This is a genomic window from Anaerovorax odorimutans (assembly GCF_024459955.1).
GTDB classification, from domain to species: domain Bacteria; phylum Bacillota; class Clostridia; order Peptostreptococcales; family Anaerovoracaceae; genus Hominibacterium; species Hominibacterium odorimutans_A.
On the sequence record NZ_JANFXK010000004.1, the window covers coordinates 34943 to 55177 of the forward strand.

At 41.2% G+C, this 20235-nt stretch carries 16 protein-coding genes and 1 CRISPR repeat array; of the genes, 1 reads left to right on the plus strand and 15 read right to left on the minus strand.

The window, feature by feature from the left end; genetic code table 11:
• Positions 1 to 238: 238 nt before the first annotated feature.
• Together NE619_RS04970 and NE619_RS04975 are read right to left on the minus strand one after the other, a co-directional pair.
• Positions 239 to 1672 carry a sigma-54 interaction domain-containing protein gene (locus NE619_RS04970; protein ID WP_256131270.1) on the minus strand — a complete coding sequence of 478 codons (1434 nt, stop codon included), beginning with the start codon at positions 1670 to 1672 and terminating at the stop codon, positions 239 to 241.
• Between the two features lie 968 nt (positions 1673 to 2640).
• Positions 2641 to 4071 carry an aldehyde dehydrogenase family protein gene (locus tag NE619_RS04975; RefSeq protein WP_256131271.1) on the minus strand — a complete coding sequence of 477 codons (1431 nt, stop codon included), beginning with the start codon at positions 4069 to 4071 and terminating at the stop codon, positions 2641 to 2643.
• Between the two features lie 534 nt (positions 4072 to 4605).
• Here NE619_RS04975 and NE619_RS04980 point away from each other — a divergent pair.
• The gene (locus NE619_RS04980; RefSeq protein WP_256131272.1) at positions 4606 to 5472 is read left to right on the plus strand and encodes a MerR family transcriptional regulator; all 867 of its coding nucleotides are present in this window, start codon (positions 4606 to 4608) and stop codon (positions 5470 to 5472) included.
• Between the two features lie 589 nt (positions 5473 to 6061).
• On the opposite strand, the gene NE619_RS04985 is transcribed toward NE619_RS04980, so the two are convergent.
• From NE619_RS04985 to NE619_RS05045, 13 genes are all read right to left on the minus strand, one after another.
• Positions 6062 to 6457 (minus strand): HEPN domain-containing protein, encoded by a 396-nt coding sequence (locus NE619_RS04985; RefSeq protein WP_256131273.1) that lies wholly within the window; start codon positions 6455 to 6457, stop codon positions 6062 to 6064.
• On the minus strand, positions 6450 to 6800 hold the full coding sequence (locus NE619_RS04990) for a nucleotidyltransferase domain-containing protein (protein ID WP_256131274.1): 351 nt from the start codon (positions 6798 to 6800) through the stop codon (positions 6450 to 6452). Before NE619_RS04990 ends, NE619_RS04985 begins: the two co-directional genes overlap by 8 nt.
• A 167-nt stretch (positions 6801 to 6967) precedes the next feature.
• Positions 6968 to 7525: a CRISPR direct-repeat array (repeat unit 30 nt; unit sequence ATTTAAATTCCAATCTGATACGATTCAAAT).
• Between the two features lie 209 nt (positions 7526 to 7734).
• Entirely contained in the window at positions 7735 to 8013 is a 279-nt protein-coding gene (gene cas2, locus NE619_RS04995; protein WP_256131275.1) for a CRISPR-associated endonuclease Cas2, read from the minus strand.
• A gap of 30 nt (positions 8014 to 8043) precedes the next feature.
• Positions 8044 to 9036 (minus strand): type I-B CRISPR-associated endonuclease Cas1b, encoded by a 993-nt coding sequence (cas1b, locus tag NE619_RS05000; protein WP_256131276.1) that lies wholly within the window; start codon positions 9034 to 9036, stop codon positions 8044 to 8046.
• 13 nt (positions 9037 to 9049) lie between these two features.
• Positions 9050 to 9550 (minus strand): CRISPR-associated protein Cas4, encoded by a 501-nt coding sequence (gene cas4, locus NE619_RS05005; RefSeq protein WP_256131277.1) that lies wholly within the window; start codon positions 9548 to 9550, stop codon positions 9050 to 9052.
• Positions 9551 to 9562: 12 nt separating this feature from the next.
• Positions 9563 to 11767 carry a CRISPR-associated helicase Cas3' gene (cas3, locus tag NE619_RS05010; protein WP_256131278.1) on the minus strand — a complete coding sequence of 735 codons (2205 nt, stop codon included), beginning with the start codon at positions 11765 to 11767 and terminating at the stop codon, positions 9563 to 9565.
• A 9-nt stretch (positions 11768 to 11776) separates the two neighbouring features.
• On the minus strand, positions 11777 to 12859 hold the full coding sequence (cas5, locus tag NE619_RS05015) for a CRISPR-associated protein Cas5 (RefSeq protein ID WP_256131279.1): 1083 nt from the start codon (positions 12857 to 12859) through the stop codon (positions 11777 to 11779).
• A gap of 12 nt (positions 12860 to 12871) precedes the next feature.
• A complete protein-coding gene (gene cas7i / locus NE619_RS05020; protein WP_256131280.1) occupies positions 12872 to 13756 on the minus strand; it encodes a type I-B CRISPR-associated protein Cas7/Cst2/DevR in 885 nt (294 codons plus the stop codon).
• 1 nt (position 13757) lies between these two features.
• A complete protein-coding gene (gene cas8a1 / locus NE619_RS05025; RefSeq protein WP_256131281.1) occupies positions 13758 to 15146 on the minus strand; it encodes a type I CRISPR-associated protein Cas8a1/Csx8 in 1389 nt (462 codons plus the stop codon).
• Between the two features lie 12 nt (positions 15147 to 15158).
• The gene (gene cas6, locus NE619_RS05030) at positions 15159 to 15878 is read right to left on the minus strand and encodes a CRISPR-associated endoribonuclease Cas6 (protein ID WP_256131282.1); all 720 of its coding nucleotides are present in this window, start codon (positions 15876 to 15878) and stop codon (positions 15159 to 15161) included.
• 56 nt (positions 15879 to 15934) lie between these two features.
• On the minus strand, positions 15935 to 16990 hold the full coding sequence (locus NE619_RS05035) for a virulence RhuM family protein (RefSeq protein WP_256131283.1): 1056 nt from the start codon (positions 16988 to 16990) through the stop codon (positions 15935 to 15937).
• A gap of 1852 nt (positions 16991 to 18842) precedes the next feature.
• Positions 18843 to 19133 carry a hypothetical protein gene (locus tag NE619_RS05040; RefSeq protein WP_256131284.1) on the minus strand — a complete coding sequence of 97 codons (291 nt, stop codon included), beginning with the start codon at positions 19131 to 19133 and terminating at the stop codon, positions 18843 to 18845.
• Between the two features lie 111 nt (positions 19134 to 19244).
• A complete protein-coding gene (locus NE619_RS05045) occupies positions 19245 to 20009 on the minus strand; it encodes a helix-turn-helix domain-containing protein (RefSeq protein WP_256131285.1) in 765 nt (254 codons plus the stop codon).
• Positions 20010 to 20235: the final 226 nt, after the last annotated feature.

Below are 20235 nucleotides of genomic sequence, written 5' to 3' on the forward strand. Positions count from 1 at the left end.
ACTCGTTTCAGGAATAACGTTTTACAACATCGGCCGCTGCTGCATCTATATATAAGGCAACTTCTGTGCCAATCTATTTCGAATTTTCAAATTAAATAACAAATCCCGAAAGCCCGCTTTATTTCAACAAATTTTGCTGGTAAAAGCAAAAAGAAGACGAGTCGCTTTTTGCTTTCGTCTTCTTTTCGTTCCGTTTTCGTAACTTGTAAAACAGTTCTCGTTCCGATTCGGTAACAGCTCACTCTCTATTGATCTTTCGAAAAAGGGTGGTCGGCGAAATGTTTAAAAGTTTGGCGGCTTTTCTTATGCTCCCGCCCTTTTTCATGGCCAGAGCGATGTATTCATCCTCCATTTCCTGGACCACTTCCGTAAGCTCCACCGGCAGCTTTTCTGAGGAAACGATCTTTTTGTCCTTTACGAGCACATCTTCCTGCGGCAGATCCGCCAAGGTAATCTCTTGGTTCAGGCTGAGCACAACGTACCGCTCGATGGCGTTTCTCAGCTCGCGGACGTTCCCGTTCCATTCGGCTTTTTTCAGCACCTCCAGAACCTCCTGGCTGATGGTCTTATGCAGGCCGTTCTTTTCATTGAGTTCCTTCAGAAAGGTAATGGTCAGGGGGATGATATCTTCCCGCCTTTCCCTGAGGGGAGGTATTCGGATGGGAATTACGCTCAATCGATAATACAGATCTTCCCGGAATTCATTTTGATCGACCATCTCTTTCAGGTCCCTGTTTGTTGCGGCAATGATGCGGCAGTCCACTTTTTTGTTTCTTGTGCTCCCCACACGCATGATCTCTCCGGTTTCCAAAAAGGAAAGGAGCTTTGGCTGCAAATTGAGAGGCAGCTCACCGATCTCGTCTAAAAACACCACACCGCCGTCAGCGACTTCGAAGAGACCCATTTTCCCTTCGCGGCTGGCCCCGGTAAATGCTCCCGGAGCATAGCCGAACAGCTCCGATTCCAGCAGCTGCTCCGGAATCGCTCCGCAATTGATGGAAACCATCGGTTTGCTGCCTCTTTTGCTCATGTCGTGAATCAGCCTGGCGATCACGCCTTTGCCGACGCCTGATTCGCCCAGGATCAAAACAATGCTGTCGTTCATGGCGGCCCTTTCGGCAATTTCCAGAACGCCTCTCATCTGGGTGCTTTCCGCGATCAAACCTTTGTGGGCGATGTTATTATGTTTTGTAAGCTCGCTTCGGTAAGCGTCGATCAGGGTCTCCTGTTTTAGCTGTTCTTCAAAGAGGGCGTTCAGGATGGGCACGTCCCGCAGGTTATTGATGATTCTTTTGATGTTCCCACTCTCGTCAAAGATAGGCGTGGCGGTGACCAAAATGGTCTTTCCGTTGGGAAGCTTCTGGGTTATGGTCTCCTGCTGCTTTGACTCAAATACCAAGGCGGAAGCCGACTGCTGAAAAATACCTTCAGTGACCAGATCCTTGGTATTCTTTCCCACAATCGCTCTTCCTTCCATGCCCATGATTTTTCTGTGGGCGCCGTTGCACAGGATGGTAACCCCGTTCTCATCCACCACCGTCATGCCGTCTTCCGTGAAAAAGCAGGATCTGAGCGCTTCGATGATAAACTCCTTATCATCTTCAATATTTCCCGAGAGAACCTTTTGTTCAATTTCTTCGAATTTGTATAACCTGTCCTTAAAAGTAACCATAGAGTACCTCAATAGTTTTCTGTTATCTCTGTTGTTCGCATATCCTTCAATAGTTCATTATATCAGACACGTTTTTGGAGTAAATAATACCGTCTTAGTATTTTCTTTCCTATATTTTCTATTATGCGTGCTGCAGTGGTGCCTCATAACCTGGAGAGTCGCAGCCTCTTTAAGCAATTGCCTATTTGTTCAACAGCGGAGTTATTTCGGCTTTGTTGTTGATGTATTTCCAAGGGTTTGCGGTTTCTGCTCCTGCTCAAAGCCACATGTTGATCGGGTTTTCGTGCCCACATGCTCCGTATCCTTGAAAAAAGACCAACAAGAGCTTGGTTTTTCGCTGCATGTTGATAAAAAGGTCACGCATCTCTCAGCGCTCCTACAGCTTTTAAAAGAGTCGGCAGCGCAAATTTTCATTTTTTACGGTTTCGAGTGCCTGTGGGTGGAAATTTCAACAGCCGCGGGCAGGAGCGGGCAGAAGTCCCCGAATATCAATGGATGTCCGCCAGCAGCGCAGTATTGATATTCTTTCTCATTTCCGGGCGGCAATTATACGATTCTACCCAATTTGTACGGCGTTGCCGCAAGGCGTAGAATCGTGAAAGGTGCTCAACGTGGCTCATTTCTTATAACCTGTGAACCGCTCGCCAAAAGGGCAGTTCCGGTAACTTTTCCTAATTTTTTTTAAAAGTTACGCATTTTTCAACGATCCTGCAGTCTTCAGAACAGCTGGTAACACAAATTTTCATTTTTTGCAATTTTGAACACCTGCAAACCCACAACTTTGCGTAACTTTGCATAATTTTTTTGAAAAGTTACCGCAGCAGTGAAAGTTTTTTGCCACAACGAAAAACTTTCACTGTTTTCTACTTTACGGCAACGCCGTACCAACCCGGTCAATATCGTACAAAAAAGCTGCCGTTCTAATAGGTTTACCTGTCATTAGTGCGGCAGCGGATTCCGGCTCAATTTTAAAGCGGGTTTGAATTGTTTTTAATAAATTCCGCGGAGAACAAGTCTTCTTCCTTTGGAATGTTGAGCGGCAGAGTTCTGGATACGTGGGTAATGTTGATAAGATCTTTCCAGTTAACGTTATGGGATACGCTGTTATTTCCCCAGGTGCCGCATCCCAGGGTCATGGTCATCGGCATGCCGTTTTCCCAGGAACCGCTGTTGCCCACGCCCTGCGGCTGATTTACCATCATTCTGGCAACCGGCATTCTCATAGCCATTTTTTCAACCTTTTCATCGTCATTGGTGTGGATTCCACAGCCGTGTCCTTTACCCATATAGTTCATAACGGCTTCCATCTTGTCCATCGCGTCTTCAAAGCTATCAATCTTGACTAGTGTTGTAACTCTTGAAAGCTTTTCCCCCGTAAATGGGTGGTCGTGACCGATACCGTCGTTTTCTTCCACAAACAGGAACTGGGTATCCTCGTTGATTTCAAGCTCTGCCAAGGCTGCGATCTTCGCTACCGGCTGTGCGACGATGTGCCTGTTCAGGTTGTGGTTTTCAGGCCACTGCGGCCAAAGGGTCTTCTGCAGCTTTGCCTTTTCTTCGGACCCTTCCTTGATAAAAAATCCGCCGTTGTCCTGCAGTGCTTTCACAAATTCATCGTAGCATTCCTTTTGCACAAGAAGAACGTTTTCTGTGGAACAGCTGGTGGCATTGTCAAAGCATTTGGATGTTCTGACCATGCCGGCAACCTTGCCCAGATCCGTAGTCCCATCCACGTATACCGCATCATTTCCGGTTCCTACTCCAATGGCCGGCGTCCCTGATTTGTACGCGGCTTTTACCATCCCCGCACCACCGGTAGCAAGCACAAAGTCGCACTGTTTCATCAGTTCGCCGGAGCAGTCGATGCTTACGTATTCAGGCTCGATTGCGATGATCAGATCTTCCGGAGCATTGAATTTTTTCAGCACTTTTCTCAAATAGTCGACTACGAACAAATTCACCTTTGCAGCCTTTGGATGCGGGGCCAGGATGATCGCATTCCTGCCCTTGATTGCATTCATCGGCTTTACGACAGCCGTGTTTTCCGCATTTGTCACCGGGGCCAATGCTCCGATGACACCCATGGGCTTGGCGTATTTAGCGATATTTCTTTTTTTGTCATATTCGATGAGTCCTACGGATTTTTCGTCTTTCATTTCACGGTAATGCCCAATGGTTTTGTTCCATATCTTAGCAATCTTATCCTCCACATCTCCCATGCCGGTTTCTTCTACTGTCTGCTCAGCCACCTGCCGCATAAAATCCGGGCGCGTGCCGTAAAAAGCGATGGCGGCGACAAGCTCGTCCACCTGCTCCTGCGAGTATCCGTTCAAAACTTTCTGTGCCTCTCTGGCTCTGGCTACCAGTCCGCTCATGTACGCTTCATAATTAATTTCCATAAAACCCTCCTCAATAATGGTTATGATTAGAGAAAATAAAGTTCCAATTGAAACCTGTGTAATTTTACACGCAGGTTTCGGCATATCCCCCCCTGCGGCTATGTACCGTCCTGCCGGCCGGGCGATATATCATCCTTCTCTATAATGATAATTGCAACTCTTGTGCCATTTAAGGGGGCCGGCGTCAAATCAGGTTTTGCGGCATGAGAAAAGCGTTGAAAACAAATGGCGGATTTCACCTCATGTTTCGATGCATTTTATTGACGTACCCGTTTCGATTGTTTCATTATCGGAATATATGGAACGTAATTCGTTCCGATATCGGAACATCATTTCGTTTTTATCATACCTATGGTACAGTTTTGCCTCAAAAAACTCGAATACTTCTGCCAGAGTTTCTTCGAAGCTTATGCCTCTTTCCAAAATATATTTTAAAAAGTATTGACTCCCACGTAACGTGATAGTATATTCTTTTCTTTAGAAACCAAAGTGGAAATCCTCCTTGCAGTAGATTAACAGGAAAGGTTGGCAAATATGAAAACAATCAGCCAGGTTGCGGAATTAACAGGCGTCAGCACGCGCACATTGCAGTATTATGACGAAATCGGCCTGCTCAAGCCAAGCGGATTCACCTCGTCCGGTTACCGGTTATATGACGACAGCGCTTTGCAGGAGCTGCAGCAGATTTTGTTTTTCAAGGAATTGGGCTTTAAATTAAAGGAAATAAAAGAACTTATGCAGAGTCCACAGTTTGATCGTACTATGGCCTTTAAAAGGCAGAAACAACTGCTCTTATTGAAGCGAAACCGTATTGATCGATTAATCGAGCTTTTGAGCAGACTGGAAAAAGGAGAGAAGTGTGTGAGTTTTAAAGAATTTGATCTGTCGGAATACATCGAGGCCTTGGAGTGCTTTAGAAAAAAGAGTCCCGATGATATTATCAAATATTGGGGAAGTGTGGAAAATTTTAATCAGCTTGTACAAAAATTGAGGGAAGATGAGTCCGATGTGGCCCAGCTCGCCATTAAACATTTCGGCAGTGTTGAAAAATATACGCAAGCCATGAAGCATAACATGGAGCATTTCTCGGAAATAATGGCCCATCAGCAAAAGCTCGCAGCAGACAAGGAGGAACTGCTGCAGCGAAACGATGCCTGGTTCTTAAAACTGACCGCTGATATGCAGAAAAGCCCTGCCTGTGGGGAGGTTCAGGACATTGTTCGTGAAATCATTGATTTTACGCAGGAAACTGCCTTTGGCATGGAGCTGGGCGAAGGTTATTGGGATACGGTTATAGAGAGCTATTCCGGGGATGTCGCCAAAGAAATCGTCGATAAAAAATATGGGGACGGCGCGGCGGAGTATGTTGCGCGGGCTTTGAGGTGTTACTTTTATGGGTGATGGCGGAAAATGAAGGGGCAGGATATATCCGCGCTTTCTGTGATAGATGAAGATAAAGGAAATTGGTATTGCAATCCGGCAAATTTGAGGTGTAGGCCGCCACATCTACTATCCATGAATATACCTTTTACAGCATCCCACACCCTTTGAATTTCGCTAATGTGTAAATCTAAATATTTCGGATTTTATGGCCACAGGGAGCATCACTATATATTTATATTCCATTTTGTATTGATTCAAAAAAATCAGATTCTAACATAGCCGAGCAGCATTTTCAGGTTTGAATTGCCATCTGATAAGATTCATCCCGAAGTGCTTTCCCGGTGCAATTGGGCTCCATTCATTTACATTCCAATCTACTAAGATTCATCTGCTGCATGGTGTAAAGTTCCGGCATGCTATTGCTGATATTTACATTCCAATCTGCTAATTACAATAATGTACTGAATTTATTCAATATAGCTATCGGTTATAATCAGTTAATTACACCGAATAACCTTCACAAAATTCGGCATAATTAAAAAATCATAACTTAGATCGTTTTTGTTTCAAGGCTTCAATATGAATATTAGCAAGCAACGTTCAAAAGCTACCATTGCTGATGTAGATATATCTTGACTTGAGAATAAAAGGTTTCCGCATTCATAATTTGTCTTCGCACTTCCTCTTTTGATATTACGAAATAGTCATCATAATCACTATCGCTTCTCACATCAAAAGCTTCCCTGATGATATCGGAAAGCTCTACATCAAAGATTCCCGACTTTATATATTCCTTGCGAAAATACGCTGATACTCCGCTGTGCTTAGAAAAGTCCACCTGATTCAAAGCAAGGACACTTCTCATGCAATGAAAAATCGCATAGTATGACCGGTTTGCCGCTCCTTTGTAATCATCGTTCTCAGCAAGTAGTTTTGCCGAACGGATACACTGTTCCGCTTGCTCTAATCGGTATTTTGACAAATCAGCTAATCGCTCATCCATATAATTCCACTCCTTCCCCTACAACATTTCGATAAAAGGGTAGAATCTGCAACCCGTCTTCAAAGGTCTCACGGTCTCTTAAAAGCAACGAAACTTCAATATCATATTTCAATCCGATTCTACTGGCCAATCTGCTGACCTGGGGACGATAATTCTGGGTTTCCTCTTTGCTACAGTTCAGTAAAATCATAAGGTCAATATCGGATTCGTTTGTAAAATCGCCCCTAGCATACGAACCGTATAATACGATTCGATAAACTTTGTCCTTTAACAGCTCTAAGACGGCTGCTACAATCTCTTTTGTAATCTCGTCTAACCCCTGATTTTTCTTCAATCCTGACATACTACCACCTCTTTCCGTTAATTAAAATATATCATATTTCACTTCAAATTACTATACTACACTCCTCTTCATCATCAAGATCAGCAAAGGATAAATTTCGCCAATTCTTCCTAGCTTTATTATTTAGTCTTTTAAAATTTATTTATGGACACTCATATCTAGGTAAGCAAAAAATTTCAATCTGATACGATTCAAATCAAGGTGACTATATCCCGGCCTATTCTACCAGCACAGATTTAAATTCCAATCTGATACGATTCAAATGAAGCAAGTTCCGAAAAAAGTTGACTATGAAGGCGAATTTAAATTCCAATCTGATACGATTCAAATAGGGGATGTAAAAAAGGGCCAAAAGATTGCAAAGGTATTTAAATTCCAATCTGATACGATTCAAATGTAATGCGGATTTTCCATAACCTCCTTGTATCGCTCATTTAAATTCCAATCTGATACGATTCAAATTAACTTTTCATACCCTGCGATAAATTCATCAATAAGCATTTAAATTCCAATCTGATACGATTCAAATGTCGGTAGATATTTCTTAGAAGAGTAAAGGAGAGTATTTAAATTCCAATCTGATACGATTCAAATTGCAGCATCAAGCTCTTTCTCGAACTTTTCAATATATTTAAATTCCAATCTGATACGATTCAAATGGCCAACAAATATGGTCTTTCTCGGGGAATACCGATATTTAAATTCCAATCTGATACGATTCAAATCCGACAACTCAAAAGTCACTAATTTAAGCTTTCTCCCACGCCATTTTTGTCGACCTCTCATATAATACATTTAAAAACGCAGCAGTATTATATGGACATTTTATATTTATAATCCTAACCCAGATTACTTGGCTCATTGTCGACCTCCCAGTATTTTTACAGCATCAGGGGTCGACAGTGGAACATCCTATCTGTGAGCTTATATCATTTTACAAGAATTTGGAGGTCTTATCATCCTCTTTTCCCCAAAATTCTTTGCTAAGCCACTTTTGATCTCTGCTGGAAAATACAATTAATGAATCCTTATCCTTGCGCAGCGATTTCTGCAATTCAAGTTTCAACGCCATCATTTGCGACTTGGTCATATCACCTTCAAAGACCGAGTTTTGAATATGGGACAAATATTTCTTGCAGCTTTTAAAAACTTTTGGTAAAATTTTCTTGCCTTCATCATCTACAACAATATCATATACTAAGATTACATACATCTATTTTCTCCCTTTGATTTTGTGCCTGCATCACCACCAGATCTCAAATCCGCTATACTCTTTTTCTCCCAGCAAATGTTTAATCAGTTTGTATGCCTCCAATCGGATTAAGTATTGATAAGATACGGACTTTCCCAACTCTTTATGTTTAATCGTTTTCTTCATACGCTCATCGAGCTCGGACAAAATAAGTTGAGAGGCTTCCTTTTTCAATTTCAATCCTTCCAGGTCGTTGAGAAAACTGCTGTCAGTAATCTGTTTTCTATTAAGCAGCGAAAAGATTAGCCGGTCGCCAATCAGTGGTTTAAAAATTTCCGCCAAATCCAAACAAAGAGAAAATCGTCTTGTCCCGGGCTCATGCAAATAACTGATAGTTGGATTCAGCTGTGTATGATAAATCTCTGTTAACACTTTTGTATAAATTAGAGAATTGACAAAAGAAATCAAGCTGTTCATCCGGTTATCCGGCGGGTGCATAATACGCCTTTCAAATTCAATATCCTGATCTATGATTGTACTCCATGTACTATAGTAAATCTTACGAATATTTCCTTCTATACCCATCAAATCCTTTATTCCCGCCTGTTTATCAATCTGCTTGCGATAATGCTCAATTTGCTTCATTGGCAGTTCCAGATCCTTACCCCTTCCATTGTAATATCGCAAGTTTCGATAGATATTTGCAGAGGCTGCCTTAATAAACTGTTTTGCAAGTTCCAAACGTTTGTCGAAATTCGAATAAGCTTCCGCTTGTTTTACTAGGAGCTGGCCGGCCAATAGCTGCTCTCTGGGATAGAAGCTTCCTGAATAAAACTGATAATAGTTAAAGAAATGCAGGACAATCCCATTTTGCGCAGCAAAGTTTAACAACTTTGTGTTTAAAGTCATTTCAGACATAATATAAATATCTTCAATTTGCTCTACCGGCAAATCTCGCTTTTCTCCCTCGCTATTGACGAATTGTAAGGTATTATCTTTTCTTGAGAGTTTTCCACTTGAATAAATATAATAGCTTCTATTCATAATACACCTGCTTTTAAATAAAACACAAATCAAAATATGCGCAGGACTTGCAAATATTTTTTCGTCTTGCTTCATCAGGAAGCGATTGACCAATAATCTGCTTTATATCAGAAAGTACCTCTTCCATCTTCAAAACATCCTCATCCTGCAGTTCAACTGTAACAGATTTCTTCAAAAGTGGGTAATCAATTTTTCCGGTTACGCAATCCATCCCCTTCTTTTTTAAGTAATATAAATAATATTTCACCTGCCATACCGAGGCTTCTTCTATTTTCTTACTTTTCTTTACTTCATGCAGAACGTTGCTCTCTCTGATAAAATCAATATTAATCGTCTGGTCAATGTTAATATGCTTGTTTTCCCTACCATAAGAGGTCTCATCTAACAGCTTGCCGATTTTAACAGCTTCATTTCCCTGTTCCATCTGAATTTCGTGTTTAAAATACCACAGCTTTCGCTTGCAAACAAAATAGTAGTAAACCATGACTCCTGTGATTCTAATATCATCATCCATTTCTATTTCTCCTCATATTATAGAGGATTGCGACCTGGGCGCAGGTGTCTTTTCTTTATTTTTAAATACCAACCCGGTCTTCTTTGTATATTCGCAATCCAAAATGGGTAATTTATCCCATCGCCCTAAAGATAAATGATCTAAAACTATGCTATTCTCAAATTGGTATTTGGGAATCGAGACTGTATGTTGATAAATCGCATCGCGGTTCTCAATTCGCACTTTTAAAGATACTTTTTCTGCATTTAGGGTCTCGCTTTTTTTGTCGAGATACTGCTGATATTCTTGATAGATCGGCCCCGGAATAATGGTAACCGACTGGATATTGCGCAGACGAGCTTCATTTTCTTCTTTTTCATTTACAAACAGCTCATCTATATATCCATACACTTCATGATATTTTTTTGTGTACTCACTGTTTTCCAAGTTTTCTGCGGAAAGGGCCCTCTCAATCATTGCGGTCTTTTCTTGCTCTGTCACAATTCCATCCACCTCCAGCAAGGCATTTCTTGAGCATTGGTAAATTGTTTCATCTACATATTTCATTACTGCGCCTTGCTTTTCCAGATAAACAAAACAGTTATATCGATCGGTCGGCTTTAAGCCTTTCCGGTTACAGCGCCCCAATCTCTGGAACAGAGAAAACAAATCCATCAGTTCTGTAAATAAATAATCAAAATCAATATCAAGACTGGCTTCTACGATAGAGGTCGCAATCCATATCTTTATTTTGTCCGCAGGCTTTTCTGTTTTCCAATCTTCTAAAATCTCTTTTTCTTTTTCTGCCCTGTCCATTGCCGTAAAATGTGCGTGTAAGAGCTTAATCTCCGCATCATTTTTTCCAATTTGTTCATCTAGTTCATCCTGCATTCGCTGCGCAGTTTTAATGGAATTACAGACTACTAAGATATTGTTTCCCGGGATCTCAGCGGCTTTTATTTTTTCAAAAAAGGCGTAGATATCGTGTGAATTCAACTGTTCATCTAGTACTTTTATGTTATGCCGCTTAATTCCCTGATGAGAAAAATCCGCAGAGGCAAAATCTTCTTCCAAAGCTTCCTCAAGCATTTTTTTAGCAAATGGCGGCATGGTCGCAGTGAGTACCGCCACTTTTCCTCCCATCTTTCTGATCCAGGCAATTCCAAAAATCAGATATGCCAGCAGCTCCGGGTCGTACACTTGGATTTCGTCGATTACGATCTTTGAATATGATAAAGTAGCAAGCTTGTACTCATATCCTGGATATTTATAAACGAAGTTAAATAGCTGGTCCAGCGTGCATATGGTAAGAGGCAACGACATTTGGCGGCTACGGGTATAATAATCAATCGGATCCTCCGAACCGTCGCTTTTGGCCTGCTGTTTCAGATAGTAACTCATGGCATCTGAATGAAGTAAGGCCACACATTCACCCTTGTTGCCCCGGATAATGTCTTGCGATATCCTATCATACATAGCATTTATAGCGGTACGAAGTGGTAATACAAAAAAGCCCTTATGATTGCCAATCCACAAAAGGGCAGCCTCCGTCTTTCCCATTCCCGTCGGTGCGGTTACGAGTAAATTATCCTGTTTGCGCTCTGCGCAGAAAATCTGTAAATCGTTCCACTTGGCGTTTGCATTTGTACTCTTCCACGTATTTAATAAGGCTTCCATATCCTGCTTGAGGAAGTCGTGAGGGTATTCGCATCGGATCCCTGCGCTGGCGCTGTAGTCGCATCGGTGCAAAAGGCCCTTTACTAGAATTGCGTCGGGATGACGCTCTGCAAGGACCCGGTAGCACCGCGTTTCCTTGTTCTTTTTCTTCACATATTCCTTAAAAGGTTCCAGAAGTTTATCAATTAATTGGCCTTTATTCTTCACTACCGACGTGATATCTCCATGATAATGATGGTACAGTACGGCAGCAGCAACCACTTGATAATCCTCTTTATTAAGACCCGCCTTGTCCACGAAGAAGTAAGACAAAATGTTATGAGCAACTTCTCTGTTCTCTTGAAAAACAAACTTGTTTTCAATTCTATTCTGAAATTCATGATTTACTTTACCGTAATCATGATATTCGCAAGCCAGCATCAAAAGATTTTCAATGCGTTTATCTTGCACACAGCCCAGATCTATCAAAATCTGGGCTGCCTCTTTTACTTTGTCCGTATGCTGGCGTATTGACTGAGTGTCTTTGGCTTTACACGTTTTCAGTAATGTTTCGGGAAGCATATTCTCTCCTCAAATGAAATTCACAATATATTTATCGCCTGCATCATCTAAATAAATGTTTTCGATATCATCCTCTAATTCTACACAGTAGGCCGAAGTATAGACGACCGCTTTTTTACTAAATTGCCGTTTCCCATCAACAATCCGGTAGTCTTTATTGAGTAGATACTTAGTTCCCATTGCTGGGATCCCCTCTTTCTCAGGAACAATGAACCATTCTTTTTCTACTGCTTTAGCTGACAGATAAGCATGGTACTTACTTTCAATTCCTTCTTCCGGCTCCTTTAGGTCCACCATCTCCGCTTCCAGGACTTCCACTGCATCCTCGCTTCTGCCAATGGCTTTCAAATCGAAAATATGATCCAGAATATCCTGCAAGGTCTGATGCTCCGCCCTCACATGAATGACAAGCTCTACATCGGTCAAAATTTCATAGTACTTTGGCCCTTTTGTCAAGGTTCGGTAATGGGAGTAAGGGATCGTATAGTTCTGCTCCTCGTATTCCAGCAAGCTTTGCTTTACCCGTTTGTCCAGGGCGCTGAGTTCCTTTTCCCGTTTCTTGATCTGTTCCAGACGCTCTTTGTCTTCTTTGTAATAGGCCTTTCTTGCTTTCAAAGACGCCCGCAATTTTTTCAGTTTAGGTTGAAAGCTTTCGCTGATACGAGTCTTTCTAAAATCGCTAATCTGCTTTTTCAAATCCTTCAGATCCCGGTATTCCTGCAAATAGGCCTCATGCTTCACGTCTATGGTAATACCCTTGTAAAAATCATTCCCTTGCGATTTCTTTGCCTGGGCTACTTCTACATAGGCATTGGACAGCATGTCCGGATTTACCATTTTTACTAAAGTTCCACGGTCATTTTCCGTTCTGTTGAGAAAGCAATGGTCCGTATAAACCTTCTTTTTTAAAGCCCCATAATTGCCCTGGATGCTGATATCCATGGGATGATATTCCCTATAGCCGCAGGCTTTATGGAGTGCGCCAATCACTGTTGAGAAGGGCGGAAGCGGATAAGTCATCTTATTGTCCACCGTTTCTTCCCTCCGGTAATTGGCAGAGGCCTGTCTTAGTTTTAATCTTACAGCTTCCATTGCGATTCTCCTTTATACTCCATAGTAGGACTTCACCTGCTCTGTCAGTTTGTCAAAAAATTGTTTCATAGAAATCGGGCAAAGTTCTTTTACAACCTGGTCTTCATTGGTAAAGTTATCGCCTTTAAGAAGCGCACAGGAAAAATCTTCTGACAGCTTGTCTTTCAAGTCTTCTGTAATGGAAAGGGCACCATGTTTAACCCGTACTACATTTTCAAAGTAATGGGTTTTCCGATCTGACAGGCCGCCGGCAATAAAGAGAGGCTCTGCATTATCCAGGTTGCCTTTCACTACTAGAGAAAGATTTTTTACTGCATTCAATAGATTTAAGACGCGTTCTGCTTTTTCCTCGCTGTCGGCCTCAGCGTTGAAGTTTTCATCTTTTCCTATCATTTCCAGATCAATGGTCAAGCTGTAAGTCTTCATGGATTTGTCATACTCATATTGATAAGGCATCAGTCCTGCCTTTTTGGCATTCCCTTCCTCTTGTAAATTCAATCCATTCGCTTTTGCATTGTTGGAGGCCAGATATAAATTGTTGTGAAAGCGAGTCTCATTGACAAAGGTATCACAGGCTACGGCATCTGTCAGATAGAAAGAACTATTTCGTATGTAGGTCAGTCCTTCTGTTGACATATATCCACCTTCCAGCGCTCTGCAAGTTGCCGCGTTGTTTTTTTCCGAAACAAACTTCTGAGCCGCTCCGTCTACGGAGGTTTCCAAATCATCGTACAGTCCGGCCTGTACGCAGATAGCATTTTTCAGGCTTTCTCGGCTTCTCATCGCGTAAACGTGCTGCCCCTTAAACACTTTCTGGACGGAAGATATATTTCCAAGTCCTTCGGAATAGTTGCTTGTCATATTGGCAACGACTGTCAAAGTTAATGCTTTTTTCATCTTATTTTTCCTCCTGTTTCCTCTCTCCGCTGCTTGGATCAAGCGCATTGATAAATGCAAATGCAATTTCCTTGTTTCCTTCGCCGTCTTCAAATAAAGAATACGCAAATGGGTACGGCAGTTCTGCATATGCGGACAATTGCAGCAAAATTTCATTTACACGGTCATAGTCGTGAAAGACAATAGCGCTGGTTAGTTTTTGCCGATAACTCTTCAGTTTATTTTCTTTCCCTTGGCTGCGAAGTTTTTTCACTGTATCAATTCCACATTGTTTTGCAACATAAATACTTGTTTTTTTCTTTTCCTTTTCCATATCTTCACCCCACTCTAAACTCAGGTTAATCAGTTGGCCGATAACGACGTTCAGGTATCCGGTACCTTCTTTTTCTTTTATTTTAAATAATGTTTCAATCAAACTGTCCAGCGAAACTTGGTTAATACAACAATCCACAACCTCTTTTTGTACATCCAGCCAATACTCCGGAGCAAGTTCCCTGCGGAATCGCAGCAATGATAAGTCGGAGGTTTTTCCCAAGGCTTTCAATGCTTCTCGTCTTACAAACAGTGATTCAAAATACCCTTTATCTTGACTTTTGCTGATAACTTCCACATCAAAGTCAATAAAATCCTGGGCCTGAGCCATGGATTTGAGAAGCGTGGTACGGACTCCTTCTTTCTCATCTCTGGTCTTCTCCATAATTTCTTTCAGCCTATCAGCCGTGCGGCACAGGGACTTAATGGAAGCGTTATTATGAATGAAAAAACTTTCATAGGTATCCGAAAACGCAAACGGAATCCAATCAAATTCCCATATATCCGTTTCTTGAAAAGCATTTTCCTCAAAGCCATATGCGAGGCTTCTTGTTTTTCTTCCTTCGTCGACATTGTATCCCACCAGCCGGCAATGGGGATTTTCCTCGGTGAAAAGCAAGTTTGTATTAGCGAATTTCGCATACATGTTTTTCTTATTTTTAAAAGAATCTCTGATAATAGTCTCTCTATTATCTTCCAGTATCTTGAGAATTTCTTCGCGGTTCCCACCATCAAATTTTGTTTTAACGGTCTTCTTTAGGATCGTATTGCCTTTTAACGTTTCATTGATTAGCTTAATCTGCTCGTCTGTCCATTCATCGCCTTGCAGCATTTCTTCGGCCTTTCGATGTGGAAATGCTTCTCCATAATAGTCTTCGGCAAATTCCAGGAATCGTTCTTCAGTTAACTCTTCCTGACAATACGCAATACCCTTCCAGCCATCATATTCATAGTCCATTTCAAAAGCAATTCCCTGGTTCTTAAAGTATCGAACAAGGCCTACGATTGCCGCCGAGTATCGCCATTCTGTCGGAAAAAGCGCGGTATCATATTTTTGATTCTCCAGTTTTATTTTCACGAGTTCCCTCCTCTACTTTAATTCCGGCATACCAAACCCAGCGCTGCACCTGCTGGCAAGTCCGGCCCGCAAGAGATAATTGAGAACTGCCCGGTCTCCTTCTAGCAGAAAGTATCCTAAACTGCAAGGAATCTTTCTTTTATAAAATTCCACCACTGTTTTTTTACAGTTGACCGGGGTTATTTTAAAAGTCTCGCTTAGCTCTTCAGAAAATCCGGCCCGCAGCAGTTTGTTCTTTATCACGTACAACGCTTTTTTCTGAAAGTCCTCATCGTCGTAAATGTAATATTGATCCCAGTTTTTTTCCCGTTTGTGTTCACGAACACACAGCGGACTGAGCATTTTTACCATGGCCTGAGATTCTTTTGTCTCTGGCTCGGCAACCTTTTTTACAGATTGAATCGTCAGGTGGTTTCCCTTTTCCAACGGAAAAGCTTTTCCCCTCTGTTCTAAAAATGCTGAGAAGAACAAAAATCCCGTGAATGTCTCAGCACAGGAAAAAAGTAATTTCCCCCGCTCTGCTTTCAGTTCTATATGTGTTTTACGAAACACCGGTTCTGAAAAAAATACAGCAAACGTAAAATCTTTTTCTTTTCCTGCTTCATAATACTTGTCCATATATTTACCATTATCGGCTTCGGCCAGGCATTTTTTAAGCAGCGCCAAGAATACCCGCCGAAAGTCAAGCGGAAATTCTTTTTTGGTCAGCGTAAATTCAATTGATAATTTCAAACAGTTCACCTCCTCGTTCGTATATGTTGCTCCCCTTTTTATAGGGAAGTTCCTACTTACTCTTTTTCTGTCTTTTTAACGTTTTGTTCCAGTGCCAGGAATCGATCGAAATCGCTTTCGTAAAGCCGATCCTGTACAATACGGTATTTTTCAAATTCACTTTCTGCGTGCGCCTTTGCCAAGGCCGCTGTTACTTTTCCCGCATCCATTAAAACCTCTCTATCCATGAGCTGCAGGAATCGGTTCAGCCGTTTTTCCCAGTCCTCCATTGTCATGGGTATATGACGCATTGCCTGCAATTCGGCCATATCAAGGTATGCGGAAACAATTCGCTCCAGCTGCTGCAACTCGAATTCTGTCAGGTAGTTTTTCGCAACGCTTACATCATATTTATGGATCTTGCTCTCCGGTGCGCCATCCCATGAAGTGAGTCCCATATGCTCCTTCTTTGCGTCTGCTCGATCGTAGATTACTTCTGCTGCGGTCTTACCATGAACAGAAAAATGCATCTTGTTCTGAACCGCAGCAAAAAAGCGTTTTGTCGCAGTCGCAGTTGGATCGTAATCCAATGCAGTAGCGTAAATATCGGTAATTTTCTGGTAAAATTTGCGTTCTGACATACGGATTTCACGGATTTTTTCCAGCTGCTTTTCAAAATACTCTTCTGTTAGCGCGGTCCCACCGTTTTTCAGCCGCTCATCGTCCATTACCCATCCTTGAATTGTATAGCTTTTGACAATCGTATTGGCCCATTTGCGGAACTGAACAGCCCGCTCATTGTTGACTTTAAAGCCGACTGCTATAATCATCTGTAGGTTATAGTGCTTTACCTGGCGGCTCACCTGTCTGCCGCCCTCGTTTTGAACTATCCGGAAATTCCGGATAGTTGCTTCCTCTTCTAATTCGTTATCCACATAAATCTTTTTAATATGTTCATTTATAGTACGTACATCGACTTCATAAAGCTGTGCCATCATTTTTTGCGTGAGCCATATGTTTTCATCTTCGTACCGCATCTCAATACTATCGGGATTATCTCCTGTTGCTGCCACAAAAATTAAGTACTCGGCAGCACTGGAACGAATGGCGATATCTTTTTTGCTTTTTTTCATAGCACTTGTCCTTATCCATATTTTGGGGATCATGTTTTATGGCACTAGTATACTCTTTAGGAATATAATTGTCAATACATTTCCAATGTATTAGAATATAAATTAACAATCGCATCTATATTTGACTTTAGATTTATTTCCTATATAATTAAAAGGCATTCTTTGAATCAGATACATTATTGGAATCTAAAGATGTATTAGAATATGTTTTTAAGAATCACTCCATAGTGGAAGGGGCAGAGGTTTCATCTCTGCCTTTAATCTTTGCAATTATTTACAATTGGGCTAATCTGTTTAGGCTCAAGGCAACTATGCGCTGCAAACGACAAAACTTTGATCAACTTTACGTTCCAATCTGATACGATTCAAATTTGGCGAACTCATCAAACCAGCAACCCACATCAATATTTAAATTCCAATCTGATACGATTCAAATTAAATTTAAGGCAGGGACAAACAAAGAGGATTTCATTATTTAAATTCCAATCTGATACGATTCAAATGAACTGCCAGAAATTGCGCCTGCGACAGCAGACATTCATTTAAATTCCAATCTGATACGATTCAAATAGGTGATTTTTAACATGCCAACCACCTCCTGAAAGTATTTAAATTCCAATCTGATACGATTCAAATGGCACTTGCGATCTCATCACCCTCAACGCTAAAAAGATTTAAATTCCAATCTGATACGATTCAAATGTTCAACCAGTATCACATCGAGAAGGTCTGTCCAAAAGATTTAAATTCCAATCTGATACGATTCAAATGTTACCTTAGATACGATCCAAGGGTCTTTGTTGTTATTTAAATTCCAATCTGATACGATTCAAATGTCAGGAAGACATTGAACTAACCAAAATGCTTACCAATTTAAATTCCATTCTGATACGATCCAAATGCCTGCCTGATCGAGTGCGGCTTTATGGACAGCAAGGATTTAAATTCCATTCTGATAAGATTCAAATGGAGCTAAAGGATTTAGACAACCAAGCCTATCAAGCATTTAAATTCCAATCTGATAAGATTCATCTCAAAATTTGCATTTGTGGTCTGTATAATGCTCCCAACATTTAAATTCCATTCTGATAAGATTCATCTTGGCGCGGTTGATTATGGAACCATGCCACAGAGCGAATTTAAATTCCATTCTGATAAGATTCATCTCACGAATGTGATTTACGCCATGTTTGACGATAACACATTTAAATTCCATTCTGATAAGATTCATCTAATCATGGCAAGCGCAGAATGCGAAAAAATATTACTATTTAAATTCCATTCTGATAAGATTCATCTCCGCTGTTCCCACAACACTGAAATCGCCAGGTCAAATGTATTGCTTTTGTCTACCTCATAATTATATCATACATTTTACCAGAAAAAACCCGTTTCCCATAAAGTGGTTCTGCGGTTATCCATAAAAATCAACATTGTCGACCCCCTACACATTTTACACCATTGGAGGTCGACAAACCGACATATTTATTTTATATGCTTCTTCCTCAATAAACACATATGTCCCAATCCGATCATTATAACACACTCTCACCTTCCTGGGTCCTTTGGCATTTCATGTCCACTCTACTTCAAAATCCGCTTTTCAAGCCGGATATAAACCCATCCGCCCTTTTAATGCTCCTTGCCTCCTTCTATACATTAAACATACTCTTCTAAAACCACGGACCCTATCAATTATTTTTTTAAATTTTTTCTTCATAAGAACTCTTATATTTAAATGTCCTTAACAAGACTCCTCCTCTAACGAATCTTTATTATTTCATTTGTTTCCCAAAAGAAAAGTGTCATGGATTCTTCCCTTTTGAAATTATTTCACCTATAGGTTTGTGTCTTATGCCCAATGAGTCTGGTGCTTTTCGTCATTCTGTAACTCTTCCTTTCCACTGTCCAAGCTACGCCATCTCTTTCGGCACAATGTAGCCACTACAGGCAGCATTTTAGAGCAGCGACGCATCGCTACTACGGTATCCCCGAAGTCAACGCTGGTATCGTTGTAATCGTCAATGTGGACTACTACCAAAGCCTTGCCCTTGCCCAATTCCTTTAGACTTGCATAGGTACAGGTATTCTCGCCGTCGGTGGTCAGAGAAACAATACTCTTATCCCTGAAGGTTGTGTACAAATCAACAATTTCCTCTAAGTCAGTTCTCAAGCACCGGACACAACTGCTACCGATGCAATCCGCCCCGTAGCGTTACCAGAGATATTCCACCCGCTATAGATAATACAAACACTAGCAATAGAACTGGCCTTCCATCCAGCGATCAAAATGATAGGTATCACCTTGAACCAGATACATATCTGAATATAAAAAGGTAATCAAATCCATGTCATCAAAGATATCATATATCCAGTCATCCCATCCATCACATTCCTCCATATCCGATCCCATACTTTCCATTAGAAATCGTGATTCCTCCACAATTAGATATAATGCCAATTCCTCTATCGCGCTATGGGCTACCATGGGATTATCCTGTGAAGCCTGTGATCGAAATCGACCAACGGTAGTACGCAAAACGTATAGAAAATCATAATCATACCTCATAAGAAACTGTACTGGCAAAAGTGATTCTAACCACGATACGCTTATTTCTCCAATGTGTGTGCCCCGCGGCATTGAGGAGAGCGCCGCCATATCCTCCTCTATATGATCCAGCAAAATATCACTTCCAATTACGAATGATACTGCTGCATACTTTCCAAATTCAGCAGCAAGAAATGGCGACCACGCCTCGTGATTCACATAATCGCCAAAATCGATTACATTTCTACCATCCACACTTTCTTTCTCTGGGAAGCTAGGCCAGTTCAGCGCTTTGCAGACCCCCTTGTATTTGTCTTTTCTTATGGACTCCCCAGCTTCATATCTACTCCAGGTTTTCGTCCCTATTCCTGCTTTTAATGCGGCTTCTTCAATTGTAAGATTTAATTCATTTCGTCTGCGTTTTATCGCTCCGGCGAGCTCCAGGCCGCCTTTAATAGATTTTTGTACCATTTTTCTTCCTTTCCAATTTCATTCTGACCGGTCACTTTATGGTAAATTTGTCATATCGAGTGGATTATGTCAAGAATAAATTTGTGTTTAGTTTTTATATGTTGTTCGGAAAAGGTACAACAAAAATGCACGTACTTGGTTCACACGTACATTTTTTCATAATAATATCTATTAATTTTCCTTTCAAGCGCACCTTAGATGTCTTGCGCCTACAACATTTACATCC